This is a genomic window from Streptomyces bacillaris, assembly GCF_003268675.1.
Taxonomy (GTDB): domain Bacteria; phylum Actinomycetota; class Actinomycetes; order Streptomycetales; family Streptomycetaceae; genus Streptomyces; species Streptomyces bacillaris.
This window is the reverse complement of the sequence record NZ_CP029378.1, coordinates 7,779,081-7,796,350: the sequence shown is the minus strand read 5'-3', so window position 1 is coordinate 7,796,350 and position 17,270 is coordinate 7,779,081. Positions and strand designations below refer to the sequence as shown.

The 17,270-nt window shown below is 68.8% G+C and carries 15 protein-coding genes and 2 pseudogenes; 8 read left to right on the top strand and 9 right to left on the bottom strand.

The features are described from left to right. Nucleotides 1-119: 119 nt before the first annotated feature. Together DJ476_RS33950 and DJ476_RS35930 are read left to right on the top strand one after the other, a co-directional pair. A pseudogene (locus DJ476_RS33950) lies at nt 120-2,404 on the top strand (N-acetylmuramoyl-L-alanine amidase). Nucleotides 2,405-3,017: 613 nt separating this feature from the next. Continuing rightward, nucleotides 3,018-3,245, top strand: coding sequence for a helix-turn-helix domain-containing protein (locus DJ476_RS35930; protein WP_318294912.1), 228 nt, complete (start codon nt 3,018-3,020; stop codon nt 3,243-3,245). Nucleotides 3,246-3,541: 296 nt separating this feature from the next. Here DJ476_RS35930 and DJ476_RS33940 read toward each other — a convergent pair whose 3' ends face one another. Together DJ476_RS33940 and DJ476_RS35245 are read right to left on the bottom strand one after the other, a co-directional pair. Beyond that, complete coding sequence (locus DJ476_RS33940; RefSeq protein WP_112492335.1) at nt 3,542-4,624, bottom strand: class I SAM-dependent methyltransferase; 1,083 nt, start codon at nt 4,622-4,624, stop codon at nt 3,542-3,544. A 21-nt stretch (nt 4,625-4,645) separates the two neighbouring features. Next, the gene (locus tag DJ476_RS35245) at nt 4,646-6,082 is read right to left on the bottom strand and encodes a 3'-5' exonuclease (protein ID WP_208853559.1); all 1,437 of its coding nucleotides are present in this window, start codon (nt 6,080-6,082) and stop codon (nt 4,646-4,648) included. 308 nt (nt 6,083-6,390) lie between these two features. Here DJ476_RS35245 and DJ476_RS33930 point away from each other — a divergent pair, with 308 nt between their 5' ends. Continuing rightward, a complete protein-coding gene (locus DJ476_RS33930) occupies nt 6,391-6,960 on the top strand; it encodes a hypothetical protein (protein WP_112492334.1) in 570 nt (189 codons plus the stop codon). On the opposite strand, the gene DJ476_RS33925 is transcribed toward DJ476_RS33930, so the two are convergent. Next, complete coding sequence (locus tag DJ476_RS33925; protein WP_318294845.1) at nt 6,957-7,346, bottom strand: relaxase domain-containing protein; 390 nt, start codon at nt 7,344-7,346, stop codon at nt 6,957-6,959. The two genes, DJ476_RS33930 and DJ476_RS33925, sit on opposite strands and share 4 nt — an antisense overlap. Nucleotides 7,347-7,639: 293 nt before the next feature. Here DJ476_RS33925 and DJ476_RS33920 point away from each other — a divergent pair, with 293 nt between their 5' ends. Continuing rightward, nucleotides 7,640-7,825, top strand: coding sequence for a hypothetical protein (locus tag DJ476_RS33920; RefSeq protein WP_112492332.1), 186 nt, complete (start codon nt 7,640-7,642; stop codon nt 7,823-7,825). A 60-nt stretch (nt 7,826-7,885) separates the two neighbouring features. Here DJ476_RS33920 and DJ476_RS33915 read toward each other — a convergent pair whose 3' ends face one another. Next, on the bottom strand, nt 7,886-8,596 hold the full coding sequence (locus DJ476_RS33915) for a tectonin domain-containing protein (protein WP_112492331.1): 711 nt from the start codon (nt 8,594-8,596) through the stop codon (nt 7,886-7,888). 670 nt (nt 8,597-9,266) lie between these two features. On the opposite strand from DJ476_RS33915, the pseudogene DJ476_RS33910 reads away from it, so the two are divergent. After that, nucleotides 9,267-9,991, top strand: a pseudogene (locus DJ476_RS33910) (HNH endonuclease family protein). Nucleotides 9,992-10,058: 67 nt separating this feature from the next. After that, on the top strand, nt 10,059-10,205 hold the full coding sequence (locus DJ476_RS34725) for a DUF6207 family protein (RefSeq protein ID WP_162638831.1): 147 nt from the start codon (nt 10,059-10,061) through the stop codon (nt 10,203-10,205). Here DJ476_RS34725 and DJ476_RS33905 read toward each other — a convergent pair. Continuing rightward, a complete protein-coding gene (locus DJ476_RS33905; protein WP_112492330.1) occupies nt 10,202-11,014 on the bottom strand; it encodes a hypothetical protein in 813 nt (270 codons plus the stop codon). The two genes, DJ476_RS34725 and DJ476_RS33905, sit on opposite strands and share 4 nt — an antisense overlap. Nucleotides 11,015-11,513: 499 nt before the next feature. Between DJ476_RS33905 and ku the strand changes: the two genes are divergently transcribed. Both ku and ligD read left to right on the top strand, forming a co-directional pair. Beyond that, a complete protein-coding gene (gene ku, locus DJ476_RS33900) occupies nt 11,514-12,416 on the top strand; it encodes a non-homologous end joining protein Ku (RefSeq protein WP_112492701.1) in 903 nt (300 codons plus the stop codon). Between the two features lie 43 nt (nt 12,417-12,459). Beyond that, nucleotides 12,460-13,392, top strand: coding sequence for a non-homologous end-joining DNA ligase (ligD, locus tag DJ476_RS33895; RefSeq protein WP_112492329.1), 933 nt, complete (start codon nt 12,460-12,462; stop codon nt 13,390-13,392). Between the two features lie 107 nt (nt 13,393-13,499). Here ligD and DJ476_RS33890 read toward each other — a convergent pair whose 3' ends face one another. The 4 genes from DJ476_RS33890 to ltrA all read right to left on the bottom strand — a co-directional run bounded on the left by DJ476_RS33890 (nt 13,500) and on the right by ltrA (nt 16,764). Continuing rightward, entirely contained in the window at nt 13,500-14,009 is a 510-nt protein-coding gene (locus DJ476_RS33890; protein WP_112492328.1) for an SRPBCC family protein, read from the bottom strand. Beyond that, entirely contained in the window at nt 14,006-14,383 is a 378-nt protein-coding gene (locus DJ476_RS33885) for an ArsR/SmtB family transcription factor (protein ID WP_112492327.1), read from the bottom strand. The genes DJ476_RS33890 and DJ476_RS33885 overlap by 4 nt, the downstream gene beginning before the upstream one ends. A 115-nt stretch (nt 14,384-14,498) precedes the next feature. Next, nucleotides 14,499-15,284, bottom strand: a complete 786-nt coding sequence (locus DJ476_RS33880) for a hypothetical protein (RefSeq protein WP_112492326.1) — start codon at nt 15,282-15,284, stop codon at nt 14,499-14,501. 226 nt (nt 15,285-15,510) lie between these two features. Continuing rightward, entirely contained in the window at nt 15,511-16,764 is a 1,254-nt protein-coding gene (gene ltrA, locus DJ476_RS33875) for a group II intron reverse transcriptase/maturase (RefSeq protein WP_112492325.1), read from the bottom strand. Between the last annotated feature and the right edge of the window lie 506 nt (nt 16,765-17,270).

Sequence of the window (17,270 nt, the reverse complement as noted above, 5' to 3'; positions counted from 1 at the left end):
GTGAGCACCCACGAGGGCTCGTGGGAGAGATGTATGTTCCCCTCACGTGTGCCCTGTGCGCGGGCCGCTGGGCTCTGCCGCATTTGGTGCGAACGGATCAGTCGAAGGGGTGGGGCTGCATGAAGCGGCGAAGAATCGCAGGAGGAGCGGCTGCAGTCGTGGCAGCGGGAATATCCGGTGTGCTGGCCTTCCAGTCCACAACCGGCACTCCCCTGGGAAACGCAGCAGCGGACACCAAGCCAGGCCCGGTGAAGGCCAATACCCGAAGTGCCCCGCTGAGGGCGAACGAGGATGGCCGCAAGGCGAGCCTGAAGCAGGACGACACCAAGCAGTTCAGCATGCTCGGCATTACCTGGAGCGACCCGGACGCGTTCGTCGCCGGCACGGTGGAGGTCCGCACCCGCGACGCCGGCAGTGGTCAGTGGTCGTCGTGGCTGCGGCTGGAGGGCGACAGCGGACAGGGTGAAAGCGGCGCGGCACGGGGCGGCACCGAGCCCGCCTGGGTCGGCCCTTCCGACGGGGCCGAGGTCAGGGTCAGCGCTGACGGGAGGACATCGGCCGGGCTCCCCGCAGGGCTACGCCTGGACATGATCGACCCCGGGAAGGGAACCGTCTCCGCTATGGAGCCGGCGGCCTTCCGCGTCGAGGAGAGCCAGGAGCCGACACCTTCGGTGCCCACGCCTGCGCAATCCGAGCCGAGCAGCACCGGGACGCCCGAGCCTTCGGCCAGTGAGGAACCTGGCCCCGCCCCTTCGGTAAGCGATCCGGCACCCACCACCACGGCACCAGGCAGCACACCGTCGGTTTCACCTTCCGCCTCGCTCACATCGAGCCCCGCACCGTCCCCGACAGCGACGCCTTCGCCGACCACGACGACGCCCTCGATACCGACCCCGCCCATCACCTCGCGAGCCGGGTGGGGCGCGGACGAGTCGATCAGCCCGGAGGCACCCGGGTACCTGCCGGGCGGCAAGGTCAAAGCGGTCGTGGTGCATCACACCGCCGAGTCCAACACCTATACCTGCGAGCAGGCCCCCGCCGTCGTACGGGCCATCTACGCCTACCACGTCAAGCAGCTCGGCTGGAAAGACATCGGATACAACTTCCTCGTCGACAAGTGCGGCACCGTCTACGAGGGCCGCAAGGGGGCGTGGACCGGCCCGTGATGGGCGCGCACGCCTACGGCTTCAACGCCGAGACCGCCGGGATCTCGGTCCTGGGCACGTACACCGACGCTGCTCCGTCGCAGGCCGCGATGGCCTCGGTCGCCCAGGTCGCCGCTTGGAAACTCGGCCAGTACGGTGTCAGCCCCACCAGCACCACCAACCTCACTGCCGGCGACAGCGGCCGCAACTACTTCGGCAAGACGTGGGCCAAGGGCGCACAGCTGTCCTTTCCCACCGTGCACGGACACCGGGACGGCTACAACACCCAGTGCCCGGGCAACGCCTTCTACAACCAGCTGCCCACCATCCGTAACTGGGCAGGCGGATCGGTCGCCGGACTGGCCATCAAGTCCGTCACCGGAGCCGGCACTGTCGGCCCGACGTACTACACCAAGGCCGGCATCACCGTGAGCTGGACCTCCACAACTCCCGCATCGCTGATCAAGCAGTTCGAGCTGCTCGTCGACGGCAAGAGCGTCGCCACCACCACCGGCACCGCAACCTCAGCCAGGGCAACCCTGCCCCTGGGCACCCGCAAAATCGCCGTCCGCGCCACCCACCACTCCGGCAGAACCACCACGACAACGGCCGCGACCGTGATCGCCGAGACCACCGCACCCACCTTCACCAGCAAACCGACGCTGGCCCTGCGCACCGGCACCGTGAACACCACCGCCGTCCCCCTCACGCTGAGCTGGAAGGCCACCGACACCGCCGCTCTGAAGGAAGTACGCCTTACCGCGCCGGTCACCAAGACCTACGCACCGGCCACCACCAGCGCCGCCCACACCGCCAAGCCGGCTGTGACCACGACATGGTCCATGACCGCGCACGACCAGGCCGGGAACACCACAGCCTCCTCCACCTCAGGTACCCCGGTGATCCTGCAGGAGAGCGCCGCCGTCAAGTCCGGCACCTGGAGCACCAGGTCCTCCACCAGCTACCTCGGCGGCAAGTCCTACTCCAGCGCCTCCAAGAACGCCAGCCTCACCTGGACCTTCACCGGCAGGTCAGCGGCCTGGGTCGTCTCCCGCGCCACCACCTCCGGCCAGGCCCACATCTACGTCGACGGCGTCAAAACGGCCACCGTCGACCTCAAGTCGTCCACCACCAAGTACCGCGACGTGATCTGGACCAAGACCTGGAGCTCCAGCTCCAAACACACGATCAAGATCGTCGTCGTCGGAACCTCCGGACGCCCGACCATCACCACCGACGGCCTCGTGTACCTGAAGTAGCCGGATCGGGGCCACGCCAGCGACTGAAGCGACCGTATAACGAACACGACTCGCGAATATTGCGAGGCGTCCGGCGGCTGCCGCGACCACACCGTCAAGGCCCTCGCCACCGTGCTGGTTGACCTCACCACCTGCGCCACCACCCCCGAGAGCGCCGCACCCTCACCGACCGCGCCAGGTGGGGCTCCGTCGCCCGCAAACCCCGACCCGCATGCCATAACTACCGCGCCGCGCCCGCCTCTTCGAGGTGCGCGGCGCGGCCTGCCTCCCGGGGCTTGCACCATGGGCACCTCACGCACCGCCGAGCCCACCGGGGTCGCGGCGTCCACGGTCGCCACCACCCCCAGCAGCACTCGGCCTGCCAGCTCCGCCCGCGGCCGGGCACCGTTCTTGCTCTGGCTCCCGGCCCCGCCTCGGGCGGTGACCGTATGCCGCTGGTCGCCCAGGCGGCTGTCACCCTCCGTGCTCCCGGCCCCGGGCCGGACGCTCCCGTACGCGTGGGGAGGGTCTCGGTCCTGCCGTGCGGGGGTCTCGACACCGAGGCGGCCCGCACCTGGGCGACTGTGTCCTCGACAGGCTCGATACCCACCTGAGGATCGCGCTCGCCTGCTGACTGCGCCACCACGCCCATATCGCCCCCGCCGCGAACGAACTTCACGTCCACCGCACCACGCTGACCCTGTGGCTGGCCCAGGCCGCCGACCAGCTCGGGGGCCTGCACCTCGACGACGCCACCACCCGTGCCGAACTCCACCTCGCCCTGGAGGCCACCGCCCCCGACGGCGGCGACGACCCCGCACGGCTCCCCCGACGCGGCGGACGCACCTACCGGCAGCCATAGCCAGCCGACCGTACGGGCCTGGGTGGTGACCAGCTGGTCGTGGCACAGCCGCAGGCCCGCACCGATCGTGATCGGTGCGGGCCTGCCGGGTTCAGCGTGCGGGGGCGAAGCCCCAGCCGGGGTCCGGCTCTTGACGGTATGCGGGAAACGCTGCTGTAGGTGTCATGGGCCGGAGCGTACGCCCGCCGAACCACCGCGAACAGCCCCGGACCACGGCTCGGATACTCGATCGGGTACGCGAGCCCGACGCCCTGCGCCTGCGGCCCTTGCTGGAACGCCCAGACCCGTGCGTCGACTCAGGGCTTGGTCGCGACATAGTAGATGTTGAACGGGTCGCCCTCCACGGTCTTGATGTCGATGCTCTCGAAGCCGGCGTCCCGGAGCATCCCCTCCGCCGTCTCCTGGCCCCAGGCCGTACCCAGGCCCGCACCGCCGGTACTGAGCGAGGTCGTCATGCAGTAGAAGACGGAGAACGTGTAAAGCGCGGGACCGAAGGGGTGCCCGATGTTCTCCTCCAGCCTGCTGGAGGCGGCGAAGTCGCCCATGAGGAAGGTGCCGCCCGGGCGCAGGGCCTTCGCAATCGCCGTCAGGGTCTCGGCCGGCCGCGCCAGGTCGTGGATCACATCGAACGCGGTGATGACGTCATACTCCCCGGTGATCTGGGTCGAATCAGCGAGCATGTAGCGGAGGTTGTCCAGCCCGGCGCGGGCCGCCTCGGCGCGTGCGGTCTCGATGGCGGGTTCCGACTGGTCCAGGCCGTTGAAGCGGCTGGCGGGAAACGCCCGCGCCAGGACGAGCGGAGCGTGCCCTTGCCCGGTGCCCACGTCCAGGACGTCGATGCCTTCCCGTAGCCGCTCCGTGATCCCCGGCACCAGCGGCACGATCGTGTCCACGAGCGCCAGGTCGTACACCCGGGCGCTCTCCTCGGCCTGGAGCCTCTGGAAACGGGGATAGGCCGAGTACGGCACGCCGCCGCCCTCGCGGAAGCAGCGCACCACCTGTTGCTCAACCTCACCCATGAGCCCGATGTACTGCATCATCCCCGCCAGGTTGTCGGGGCCGGCCGCGGTCGTGAGGCAGGCGGCGTGTTCCGGAGGCAGGACGTACGTGTGCCGCTCCGGGTCGTACCCCACGAATCCGCCGACGACCATGCCGCCCAGCCACTCGCGCACGTACCTCTCGTTCAGGGCCGCCGCCTCGGCGATCTCGGCGCTGGTCGACGGCGGGAGGGCGGCCAGCGTGTCGAAAAGGCCGCACTGGTGACCGGCGCTGGTCAGCAGTGCGAGTGCGCTCTTGTTCAGGACGTCGAGGACTTCACCCGCGAACGCCTCCTGCTTAGCGGTGTCCAGAGGCGGATGCGGTGTTGCGGGAGTGGACATGGCCATTCCTTCCACCAAGTGTCAATGCGCGCACCGAGAGCGATACCTATTGTCATAATACGTCTGGAAAGTGGAATCGATCCTGGCGGCCCGATCGCTACCAGTCAGGCCGTATGCGCTCACCTCGCCCTGGAGGCCACCGCCCCGGACGGTGGCGACGATCCCGCCCGGCTCCCCCGGCGCGGCGGGCGTACCTACCGGCAGCCTTAACCCCCGGGGCCCGACCGTACGGGCCTGGGTGGGGACCAGCTGGTCGTAGGCGAGGACGGTCCGGCCCTCGGTGACCTTGCGGAGCCGGGGAAGCACCTTCGCGAACGGGCGGGCGTCGGTGACCATCTCGTCGGTGATGCCGTGCACCCAGCGGGCCCCGTCGCTGATCGGAGCATCCGGGTTGACCAGGGTGCCCATCAGCTTCCTGCCGGTGGCCGCGTCGATGACGGCGATCTCGACGGTGCGCCCGTCCAGGGCGGTGGTCTCGGTGTCGAGGATCACCGCCCGGCCGGGCTCCAGCAGTGCCCGCGCCTCCCGGGTGATCTCGCCCCAGGCCGGGCACAGGGTGATCTCCGAGGCGTAGGCGCCAGCCTCAGCGTCGTCGGCCAGTTCCCGGCGCACGGTGGCCACGCTGGGCAGGTCCTCGATCCGCTCCCAGTCCAGCTCCCAGCAGCCGGAGTACGGCGAACTCCAGGCCCAGACGGTCACGCCGTGCCGGTCGGCCAGGGACTGAGCGAAACCACGGACGGCCGCCGCGCGGGTCGGGGCGAGACGGGCGTACTCGCGCAGCGGGGACGGTGCCCCCTTGGGCAGGCCCCGTACGGACTCCCAGTCGACGCCGGGCAGCTCCAGCAGCGCGCGGACGTCACCGAGCCGGTACAGCGCGACGGTGACCGTACGGTAGCGGCCGACCTCCTTCTCGTACGTCTCCGCCGGGCGGATCCACCCGGCGGCCTCCACGTACTTCCAGTCGCTCGCCCGGATCTCCAGCACGCCCGTGGCCGCGGACTGCGCGGTGACGTGCTGCTCGCCGTCGGCCTCCTGCGCCATCGCGTCCAGGTCGGTGACCAGGTACCGGCCGCCGCGCCCGGTGGTGATCCGGCCCGCCTCGCCCATGCGCACCAGATCGCTCCAGTGCCAGCCGATCCGGGCGGCGGCCGCGTCCCGGGGCAGGCTCGCCGCCTCCCACGCCACCCGCTCCCCCACGACGGCGCGCACCAGACCGGCATCGAGGTCACGCGCGGCGGCCGTGGAGTACATCGGCCAGCCCTTGTAGTGGTCGACCACCTCCAGGTGCTCCTGGGCGACGAGTTCGGTGACGTCCTCGGCGGTGACCAGCTCGCCGGTGTGCTCGGCAAGCAGGAGGGCGATCCGGGTCGCCCCGAGGGCCTCGGGAACGTACGGCTCCTGCGCCGGGACCACCACGGTGGCCTCAGCCGTCTCGGTCTCGATGGTCGTGTCCGTCACGGCCGGTCTCCTTCTCTACGGGGCGGTGCTCTCGGCAGGTGCGTCGCGTACGCGGTCGATGTCCGCTCTCTCCTCCCTCGCCATCACATGAGAAATCAGCATCTAACGGTCACCACTAGGAGCAAATGGCCTATTATGGAAGCTATTTGACTTATAATAACTGATTTGCTCTGATTAGTTCAGGTTCTTACTGGTCTGTCGGGTCCGAGGCCCCGGCCAGCCACCCAGATCTCCGGATCGGCGGACGCCTCGGTACTGCGACAGCACCCGCGCCCGAGGAAGGAGCGCCCGGCGCCGAGCCCGACCCCATGACGACTGCCGAGGGGCAGGCGGCGGCAGACGAGGAGAGCCAGCTCGGTCTCTTCCCCAACGAGACTCCGGACGCCCCCGCTCCTCACCGCCCGGCTCGCCGGCGCGGAACCAAGAAGACCGAACCCGCAACTGCGCCAGGTACCGAGGGGGCGGAAGCCGGTCGGCTGGGCGTATACGGACACGCCGACCACGGGGAGTGCGAGCGCTGCAGAACCGCCGACACCGACCGGTACACCGTGGTGTGGCATTGGTTCGCCCCCGGCCAGGGCGAGATGGCTGCCGAGTGCGCACCCTGCGTCGAGCTGACCACCGGTCTCTCCCGCACCGAGATCACCCGGCATGCCGATGCCGCCGAAGCCCAGCGTGGCGGCCTTCGTGTCCAGCCCCGCCCCCTCCACCAGGACGAGGACCGCACCACGATCCGCCGCACGGCGGACAACGAGTGGACGACCGTCCACCTGCCGACCGGGATGCGTTTTCGCAGTGCGAGGGAAGCGGAGAGCGGCTACCGCGGGTACGTGACCCCGCGACCTGAACGGTGTCTCCCACGGCGCCACCGGGGTTAGCCCCTGGAGGGCGTCACCCGTGTGGGTGAGTCCTGGGCCGTACGGCTGCGGTGGACCGTCACCCGGCGGCCGAGGGCGCCGGCCCGATACGCCTCCGTCGGGGAAGCGCCTTGGGCGAGCCGGTCGGCCTCGATCCGGTCCGCGTACGGGTGGCGGCCGCGCTCGCCGAACAGGTTCCGCAGCTGCGCCTCGGTGACCTCCTCATCCGGCGCGAGACCGAGCGCGGCCAGGCCCCGGCCCATCCAGCGCCCTACCGGGACACCGGCTTGCTCCTGGGCGGCACGCAACGGCGTACGGGCCGGACGGCGGCCGTCACCGACGACGGTCTCCCGCAGGTAATAGCGGTACATCTGCCCGGCCCGAACGATCCTGATATCGACTGCCATGCAGACCACGCCACACGGCTCTGACCTGCAAGAAAAGGCCGATCAGCCCGGCGTCCCGCCAGGCGGGAGCAACGGCCCGACTTTCTTCTCGGGCGCCCGCCGGACGGGAAGCGGCTTTGGGCCGGACGCGAATGTCATCGCTGTCCGGCAGCAAGCACAGAACGACCCGAACGACACCAGCAAGCACCGCTGAGCATCACCAAGCGCCAAGGACGAGTACCGCCAAGGAAGCACCGCCTACCCAGCCCCCGGCACCCGCCGGGGGCTGGGTCGTGCTGTCCGGAGGAGACACCGTGCCCACCTTCGAGACCTGCCCCCGCTTCACCGCCGACCTCCAGCACCTCACCCCCGCCCAGCGCCGGCGCTTCCACCGCGTCGTCCTGGACGCCTTCGTGCCGGACCTGTGCGCCGGCCGCCGCTTCCGCCCCGGCTTACGGGAAGCCGGCAGGCTCCTCGGTGCCGGCTCGGTGGGCGTGTGACGTGTGCGGCCCCCTGACCTGTTTCGGTCAGGGGGCCGCAGAGGTGTGGTTGGCGGGGGATCAGCTGGGCTGGTCGCCGGTGTAGCGGAAGATCTCACCACCGGCGTTGATGTGCCAGACGGTGCCGTCGGCGCCGGCGGCGATGTCGACGGCAGTGCCGGGAATCTTGATCCAGGGGTTGGTGCCGCTGGCGTCGTTGTTGGTGTACCGGTAGATGCTGCCGGCCGGGTCGATGCCCCACACGTTGGTCCGGGAGCCCACCGCGATCCGCTTCAGGCTGCCGTTGACGTCCGCCCACGGGTCGGAGGGGTCCTGGTCCCCGGTGTACCGGTAGACCCGGTTGCTGCTGTTGACGCCCCAGACGGTGCCGTCCGCCCCGGCGCCGATGTCACTGAGCGAGCCGGGGATCTTGAGCCACGGGTTGGAGTCGTGGTTGGTGTACCGGTAGATGCTGCCGGCGGAGTCGACGCCCCACACGTTGGTCCGGGAGCCCGCGTCGATGCGGACCAGGCTGCCGTTGATGCCCACCCAGTTCGTCGTGCTCTGGTCTCCGGTGTACCGGTAGATCTGGTTGCCGCTGTTGACGCCCCAGACGATGCCGTCCGCCCCGGCGCCGATGTCACTCAAGCCTCCCGGGATGTTGATCCAGGGGTTTCCGTCGTAGTTCGTGTAGTGGTAGATCGCGCTCGCCGCGTTCACACCCCACACCGTCGTCCTGGACCCCGCCGAGATGGCCGAGAGACCTCCCGCGACCTTCACCCAGTCCGCCATGATGCAATCACCCTTCGTTGACAGGCATTTGTCACCATCCTGAGCGAACTGGGCACGCTTAAGGAGGGCGTGACTGCTTGTCCTGATGCAGGACCTGCCGGAAAGAGTCGGTTTCAATTTCTGCCCGCCTTGCAGTCCAGCGGGGGAGGCGCCTCGGTTGCGGAGATTGCGACCGGAAGAGCTGTCACTCCCGTCGGGGATGGACACGAGATGCGGTTCGTGCATTTCGTCGAGATGGCGCCGCCGGACAGTCTTCGGCACCAGCGGGGCGTCACGGCCGCGTTCCCGAGCGCACGTCTTCTCCGGCCTGGAGGTCGTCACTCCGGCCGGGTTACGGCCGGGCTGACGTGCGTGTGGGGTGCGCGGGGGCAGGCCCCTGCCGCGCGAGGGCCGACTGGAGGCCTACCGGCGTGTTCCCACTGGCCCGGCCACGGCGTTGGTGCGGTGTCCGGTGTGCTGCCGTTATCCGGCGAGGCTGAAGGCTCCGCCTCCGGCGATCAGCGAGACGCTGCTGAGGCCGGGCGGTCCCAGCATCCCGCCCGTACGGGTGATAGCCGATCACCGCGCGGCGCACAGAGCGGCCAAGCACGGCTGAGCGTGAAGTGACGCGACCTCACGAAGGTCTGTGAGCTGGGATCATGAGCCCGCATCAGCCCCGATTCGTTGGAAGCTGCGCCGCCTCGGCTCCTTGTGCACCGCCGTGCTCACCGCCGCTGCCCTGACCGCCTGCTCGGCCGAGACGGTGGAGGCCGACGACGCCAAGCCCACCGCCACCACGTCCGGGAGCACCAATCCGTCCGGTGCGCCCGGCGGTGCACCGGAGGAGGCGGGGCTCCCCCTGGTCGAAGTCATCGGGTCGATTCCCGTCGCCGAGGAGCAGCGGACCGGGTACGAGCGGGACAGCTTCAAGCACTGGGTCGATGAGGACGGCGACTCCTGCTCGACCCGGGCGGAAGTCCTGCTCGCTGAGGCGGTCACCGCGCCGGAGCAGGGCGCCCGGTGTTCGCTGAGCGGGGGAAGCTGGCTCTCGTACTACGACGAGGTCGAGGTCACCGACGCGCGGAAGTTGGACATCGACCACATGGTCCCCTTGGCCGAGGCGTGGGACAGCGGCGCTCACGCTTGGACGCCGGAGCGCCGTGAGGCATACGCCAACGACCTCGGCGCGGACAGGAGCCTGGTCGGGTCACCGCGAAAACCAACAGGTCCAAAGCCGACCGGGACCCGGCCCAGTGGATGCCGCCCGCCGAGTCCGCCACGTGCACGTACCTCGTCGACTGGACCGCCACCAAGCTCCGCTGGGCCCTGGCCATGGATGAAGCCGAGAAGACCGCACTCCTCAACCTCGCCGAACCGTGCACCGACTCCGTCGTCCAGTACGAGCCAGCCTCGTAGCTCCTTTCACCGAGGGGGCGAACTTCACCCCCTCGGTGAAAGCGGATTCGTCTCTGGACCGTGCGGGGTGACCGCAGCTTCAGGAGCAGGCACGAAGGAAATCGATGAGCAACACCTCGTCGAGTCGGGCCTGGTGGTGCTCGACATCACCGTGGACGACGACGAGACCGCGCACCGGGTCGTCGTCGCGTCGGGCCAGCACGGGGGAAACTAGTCGGCTGCGGCGACACCCGCGTGCCTGGCCTCCATCGCGGCGATCACCCGTTGCCGGGCCAGCCGTCGGGCCTGCCTGAGCTTCGATTCGGCCAGCAGGAGGGGTGCGAACCAGATCCAGCCCCACACGCTGTAGGAAACGACCCCGCTCAGCACCAGGGCCTTGTTGGTGGCGAAGACCAGCGCAAAAGCCGTGACGTACGCGGCCGCCCGGTGACGGATCACGAGCCGCAGCGGGGCCCGCCACGGACCGGCCAGCAGCTCCAGAGCAGCCGCGACCTCAGCGGCCCGCACGTCTTCCGGGTCGGCTGATACCTGGGCGCCCTGCTCCAGCGCTTCAGCAACATCAGCACTATGGGACGTCAGGGCTGCTCGATCTCTCCTGGCAGCCGCCGTCCTCTCCCGTACGTCCTGCCAGTAGCCTCGCCCTGCCCAGCCGAGCGCGTCCTCCACCCGTGCCGCCTCAGGCGACCCCGCCGGTGCAAGGACCGCGATCCGCTCCTTGAGCCGTTCCACCCGGGCAGCGCGTCCGGGGTACGTCCACGTGTCAGCACGCAGGCACAGTTCCAGGTAGGAGACAAGGAGTCCGAGGTCGTCCGGCCACTGCGCAAGGCCGGCCTCGTAGGCCTTCTCCGCTTCGGCATCGTGGTCGTCCTCGTCCTCCGCCACGTGCGCGAGACCGAGCCACCGGTATAGCACCGGATCGGGCCCGAACTCCTCCAGACCGGACTCCGCCGCCCTCCGAGCTTCACAGAATCCACCCACCGCGAAGAGCTCCTCGCAACGGTCGGCGTATTCGTCACGCGTCATGCATCCCACCCCAGTCAATCAGGAGCTCCACTCTCAGCTGCACAAACGCTCTGGTCAAGGCGACTTCCACAGGGGCCAACGCTTTAGACAGAAGCGCGACGGCGAGGTTCCATGCCTTTCGGCTCAGATCTTCAACAAGGCGGCACGGTACCCCAATGTACTGGGGCCGCGGCCTCGAGAACTTGTTGGCTGTGCGCCGCCTACACCTGCTCCCACCCCGCGGCGTGCCCGGCTCGGCCAAAGCCGGACCCACCCGCTTCGTCGCGGCCCCAGCCCCCGAAGGCACGCGAGGCGAGAGGTTGACCGCAGGAACGCTTCCCCTAGCCGGCCGCTCCCCCAGGCATCGGAACGTGGACCGGTCACCTGCTGTCGGCACCAGGGTGGAGATGCGGGCTCCCCTGCCCCGCGTGAGGATCAGGAGTACGACGTGGCAGCCCGAGCGCCTCAGCTGGGCGGCTCCCTCGCCGAGCAGCGGCGCAGGGTCCTGGAGGTGGAAGAGATGCCGCGACCGTTGTGGGCCGGTGCCATCAGCTTCGGGCTGGTCACGATCCCCGTGAAGATCGTGTCCGCGACCGAGGACCACGACGTCCACTTCCACCGGGTGCATCTCGCGGACATGGGGCGGGTGCGGACGCGGAAGGTCTGCGAGCTCGACGATCAGGTGGTGTCGCAGGACGAGATCGGCAAGGGCTACGAGATCGCGAAGGACCAGACGGTCCCGGTGACGGACGAAGAGCTGGAGCAGATGCCGCTGCCGACGGCGAAAGCGATCGAGATCGCCGCGTTCGTCGACGCCGACACGATCGACCCCGTCCGCATCAGCGACTCCTACTACCTCGCCGCCGACGGACAGGTAGCCGCGAAACCCTACACGCTGCTGCGCAAAGCGCTGGAGCGGTCCTCGAAGGTCGCGGTGGCGAAGTTCGCGTGGCACGGCCGTGAGCGCTTGGGTCTGCTGCGCATCCGCGAGGGTGCGATCGTGCTGCACTCGATGAAGTGGCCCGACGAGGTCCGCAACCCGGACGAGCTGGCCCCGCGCGAGGTCGAGGTAGGCGAGGAGGAGATCGAGCAGGCACTCCAGCTGGCCGAGCGGATGACGATCGAGGACCTGTCCGGGTTCCATGACGAATACCGCGAGGCCCTGGAAGACATCATCGCCGCGAAGGCGGAGGGCCAGCCCCTGCCCGCCCCGGCCGAGGACGAGGGTAGGGAGAAGGGCGAGGTCGTGGACCTGATGGCCGCCCTGAACGCCTCCGTCAAGGCCGCGAAGGAGTCCCGCGGGGAGGATGGCGAGGACGCCACCGTGCACGAGATGCGGCCGTCGAAGAAGTCCCCCAGGAAGAAGACACCGGCGAAGAAGACGGCGAAGAAGACGGCCGCGAAGAAGCGCAGTGCCTCCTGACCCTCCCCGTGCTGCTGGTGCCGTGCTGCCGAGGATCGAGCCGATGCTCGCAACGCCCGGCCCGCTGCCGTCGGCGGGGGTGGAGGACCGGTGGGCGTTCGAGGTGAAGCAGGACGGCCAGCGGGCCATGGTTTACCTGCCGGGCGACGGCACCATCCTCCTGCGCGCTCGTTCAGGTACGGACATCACCGCCGCCTACCCCGAACTCCTCCCCCTCGCCGGGGCACTCGGCGCACGCAGCACCGTGCTGGACGGGGAGATCGTCGCACTCGACGATCAGGGCCGCAGCGACTTCGAACGCCTCCAGCAGCGGATGGGCCTCGCCAGCGCCCCCGCAAAGGCCGCGCGGATGGCGAGCCGGGTGCCCGCCCACCTGATGCTCTTCGACGCCGTGCACCTCGACGGCCGGCTCCTGACCGGGCTGCCGTACGCGGAGCGGCGGGAACTGCTGGAAGGTCTCGGGCTCGCCGGGCCCTCCTGGTCAACACCCGCGGCGATCACCGGGCACGGGACCGAGGCATGGGAGATGGCCAAGGACGCCGGGCTGGAGGGGCTGATCGCGAAGCAACTCACCTCCCGGTACGAGCCCGGGGCACACTCGAAGACCTGGGTGAAGATCAAGGTCCACCGCCTCGCCGATGTCGTGATCGGCGGGTGGGTCCCCGGACGCGGGCGGCTGACCGGCCTGCCCGGGGCCGTTCTGGTCGGCGAACGACGCGACGGATCTCTGCATTACGCGGGCAGCGTCGGCACCGGCTGGAGCCAGGCCGAACGCACCCGCCTCGCCGCCCTCCTCCAGGCCGCGGCCAGCGACATCTGCCCGTTCACGCAGCCGCCCCCGGCGGCCGGTGCCCGGTGGGTACTCCCCCTGCTCACCGGCGAGGTCCGCTACACCTCCCGCACCCGCGCCGGCCGCCTGCGCCACCCCTCCTGGCACCGGCTACGCCCCGACCTCACCCACGACAACCTGGCCTGAAAGCGCGCCGGGCGGGCGGTTGAGGCGGGGTGGAAGCAGCAGGACGCTCTGTGCTCCCGCCTGGCCACCCGGCAAGCGTCCGGCTGGTACATCGCGGCTCGTCGGGCTCAGCTGAACATGTCGAGGTAGTGCTGTGTGTGGACCGGGTGGTAGTCGCTGAAGTCGACGGATGCCGGGTCGCCGCCGGTCTCGGCGGCGACGAGCCGGTCGAGGTAGTAGTCCCAGCCGGGACCCACTCCGCCCGCCATCGCCGGGTCGTCGCCGACGGACTGCGTGAAGGTGAGGGCCGTGGCGCCCTCGTGCTCGGCGAGCGTGAGCGTCATGTGCCAGACGGTTTCCTCACCGGGCACCTGCGAGATGAGGACCAGACGGCGAGGGGCTTGGCACTCCTGGATGGTGAAGACCTCGGCCTGGTGCTCGTCGCCCTCGTAGAGCATCCGGAAGTCGACCGAGCCGGTCGACGGGTCGCCGGTCCATTCGCCGATCCACCGGGCCAGACGGTCCGACTCGGTGACCGCCGCCCAGACGTCCTCGATGCCGGCCCGGAAGGTGCGGTCGAAGGCGATGCTGTCCCGGCCGTCGACGGTCACGCGACGGCCGGTGGGGGTGCTGGTCATGCGGATTCCTCCTGAGGTCTTCCGGTACCGGGAGCGGCGTCTTTGCCGGCCCGGCGGTCGTGGACGGTCCTGCGGACTTCCAGGTCGAGGGCGTCGAAGGCACTCTCGGGGATCGGGGGACGGCGCCCGCTGAGCTCGTCGAGCAGGGCGCGGACCGGGGCGAGACCCGGGCGGGCGAGCGCGTAATGGCGCTCGCGACCGCGGTCCTCGGCCGTGACCAGCCCTGCCTCGGTGAGTAGCCGCAGATGCTTGCTCACCGCGGGCCGACTGATCGGATGCCGTGCCGCAAGGTCCACCACCCGGGCCGGGCCCGAGGCAAGGGCGCGCAGCAGATCACGGCGTACGGGGTCGGCCAGGGCGACGAACGGGTCCATCACTCATTGGTAATCCATAGGTTACCAATAAGCAAGTCCATGCGCGCCACTGTGACTGAGCACGGCAGATGGCGCGGATGGACAACTCCGATGCACAGCTCCGCCCCCCGGCCGGTCAGGTAGCCCATGGAAGCCGTACGGCTTCGAGGTCCCCGTCGTTGAGGAGGGCTTCGATCAGCGCGGTCGGGCCGGCCACCTTGGTGGCCCAGAGGTCGTAGTCCGTGCACAGCACCCAGGACTGGTCCCACGGCCAGAGGTTGGACGGGCTCCAGCCGTCCTCCTCAGGGTGGTCGTACAGCACGTGGGCGTCCGCGAGCGTGCCGGTGCGGATGTGCAGGTTGTCGAAGTCATCGGCTCCATGCAGCAGCGGGCTGTAGTAGGCCAGGCAGGGGGTGTCGGGGCCCTGCGGGCTGCGCTCGGTGAGGATCGTGATCAGGCGATTCCAGGCGGCCCGGTCCATGCCGCCTTCGGACGGGACCTGGATCCCGACCGGCCAGGGGCGCGGCGCGATCGAGGGGAAAGAGCTGTTGCACGGCAGGCGTCCCTCAGGCACGGTCGGGTCACCGATCCGGCGCGCGAGCTCCGTCCATCGCAGTCGGCGCCAATGAGGTCCGGGGTGCTCACCGGGGACCGCGTCCATCACGTCTGCCGGGTCCAGACCTGGGACGATCTCAGGCCCGCCGCCCAGGAGCACGCGCCGCTCGTACTCGACGTAGGACATGCCCGTCGGTCCGAGCTCGTGCTCGTACATGGAGTGAAGCACCCAGACCGCGTCGGGCAGCGCTGGCGGCATGAACCCCGTCAGTCCGTCATCGGAGGTCAGGTCCCGCAACCAGTCGGCTTCCCGGCCCGCGGTGAGGGGCCACTGAGCGGTCGCCAGAGCTGCAGCTGTCTCGTGCATCCGCCCAGAGTCGCACCCGGCGTGAAGGGCCTCCCCGGCGGGGCCCAGACTGCCCGGCACACCCCACTCAGGGTGCTCCCGCGCCAACCATCGCGCTCAGTCGCATCCACCCTGTGGCCGAGATTCACCTGCATCGAACTGTCGGGTGGCCCGGGGGAATCGCACCCCCGGGCTCCCACAGAACCGTGCGTAACGGTCTCCCGTTACACGGCTCTTGTCATCTTGATCACCAGAACGTCGGGGTCCATGCCCACTGGGCAAAGAGCCTCGGGTGTTGGCGGGTGATACGTAGCCAGCACGCGTGGGCGCTTCTGAACGCCCGGAGCCGTCGGTACTTCTTGCGGATCCAGCGCAGCAGGTAGGTGTTGATGCGCTGGAGGAGGGGGTGCAGCAAGGTGCGGTAGTGCGCCCCGTAATACTGCATCCAGCCACGCACGATGGGGTTGATCCACCGGGCGAGCTCGTGAAACGTCATGTGCATCCGCATGTGAAGTCGCCAGGAGCGGACTTCTCTGCTGATCTTCTTCAGGGCGTCCTTGCTGATCCCGGGCAGGAAGCTGGTGAAGTTCACCTGGAGCTTCCTGTTCCGGGCCGAGCGGGCTTGGAACGTGTAGCCGAGGAAGGTGAACGACGTGTGCTCATGAGAGCCGCGCCGTTTACCGTCCTTGCAGTACACGATCCGGGTCTTGTCGGGGTGCAGTCGCAGCCCGACCTCTTCCATCCTGTTTTCCAGAGCCTCGAGGACCTCGTGGGCCTGGTGCTCGGAAACGCAGTGCACAACTGCGTCATCCGCGTACCGTTCGAACTGGATCCCCGGGTAAGTCCGGTTCAGCCAGCGGTCGAAGGCGTAGTGCATGAACAGGTTTGCCAACACGGGTGAGACCGCGGACCCTTGCGGGGTTCCCCGGTCACGCTTCTGCAAGGTGCCGTCGGGCAGTTGAAGCGGGGCGCGGAGCCATCGCTCAACGTATAACTTCACCCATACGGCATCCGTGTGCGCCTCCACAGCCTTGACAACGAGGTCCCATCGGACGCTGTCGAAGAACTTCTGGATGTCGAGATCGATCACCCAGTCGCGCTTCCAGCAGCGCTGCCGGCAGGTCTCGATAGCGTGCAGTGCCGACTTGCGGGGCCGATACCCGTATGAGTCCTCGTGGAATACAGGCTCCACTCGAATTCCCAGGTGCCGAGCCACGACGGTCTGCGCGACCCTGTCCGAGACGGTTGGGATGCCAAGCATCCTTGTGCCGCCATGCTGTTTCGGAATTTCCACGGCGCGTACCGCTGGCGGAAAATACGTCCCCGAGGACATTCGGTTCCAGATCTTGTAAAGGTTCCCCTTGAGATCCTTCTCGAAGTCCTCGATGGACTGATCGTCCACCCCCGGAGCTCCCTGATTCCTCTTGACGTCCCGGTAAGCCTCCAGAACTTCCCACTTCGAGATATCAAACGGCTTGTTTGGTGATTTCAGCTTGTCCATAGGCTCCTCCCGGAGAACGTCCGGTTGACCAATACACATAGCTACAGATGACCCGGCCCCTTCGCTCCACCTCCGTTACAGAGGCTTCAGCACTACTACGGGCCGGTCCGCCAGCCCGCCTCGCTTCGGTACTCAGCACCTCGCGGTTCATCCGCTCAGCGCGCTCCCTCTCGCCCACAAGGGACAGTGTCGAGGCGGGCCTTCCCACGTTCCATGCAAGAGCAGCAGATTAAGCTCGCGCCACCTACGTGCCGGACACCACCTGGCCAGTAAACGGGTTTCCGCCAGACTCATCCCGGGGGACACACGACACCCGCCGGTTTTGATGCCACTTAAAATCGATAACGACACTTCAGCAGTGGTTCACTTGCGTTCGCCTTCTTAATCCCTACCTGACGCCTCACGGACGCCTTTTTCCACATCGCTAACCACGGTCGCGTTACCACTTCCGCAGCATGTGGCGGTTTGGAACCTCCCCCGCAGGGCGATTCCGAAGGGCCTTCCTT

Excerpts from the sequence above, each read along its gene's own strand:
- DJ476_RS33925 (WP_318294845.1), bottom strand. The coding sequence starts at position 7,346 with ATGGCAGTCGATATCAGGATCGTTCGGGCCGGGCAGATGTACCGCTAT.
- DJ476_RS33905 (WP_112492330.1), bottom strand. The coding sequence starts at position 11,014 with ATGACGCGTGACGAATACGCCGACCGTTGCGAGGAGCTCTTCGCGGTG.
- DJ476_RS33940 (WP_112492335.1), bottom strand. The coding sequence starts at position 4,624 with ATGTCCACTCCCGCAACACCGCATCCGCCTCTGGACACCGCTAAGCAG.
- ligD (WP_112492329.1), top strand. The coding sequence starts at position 12,460 with ATGCTCGCAACGCCCGGCCCGCTGCCGTCGGCGGGGGTGGAGGACCGG.
- DJ476_RS33885 (WP_112492327.1), bottom strand. The coding sequence starts at position 14,383 with ATGGACCCGTTCGTCGCCCTGGCCGACCCCGTACGCCGTGATCTGCTG.
- DJ476_RS33880 (WP_112492326.1), bottom strand. The coding sequence starts at position 15,284 with ATGCACGAGACAGCTGCAGCTCTGGCGACCGCTCAGTGGCCCCTCACC.
- DJ476_RS33930 (WP_112492334.1), top strand. The coding sequence starts at position 6,391 with ATGACGACTGCCGAGGGGCAGGCGGCGGCAGACGAGGAGAGCCAGCTC.
- ku (WP_112492701.1), top strand. The coding sequence starts at position 11,514 with ATGCCGCGACCGTTGTGGGCCGGTGCCATCAGCTTCGGGCTGGTCACG.
- DJ476_RS33915 (WP_112492331.1), bottom strand. The coding sequence starts at position 8,596 with ATGGCGGACTGGGTGAAGGTCGCGGGAGGTCTCTCGGCCATCTCGGCG.
- DJ476_RS33890 (WP_112492328.1), bottom strand. The coding sequence starts at position 14,009 with ATGACCAGCACCCCCACCGGCCGTCGCGTGACCGTCGACGGCCGGGAC.
- ltrA (WP_112492325.1), bottom strand. The coding sequence starts at position 16,764 with ATGGACAAGCTGAAATCACCAAACAAGCCGTTTGATATCTCGAAGTGG.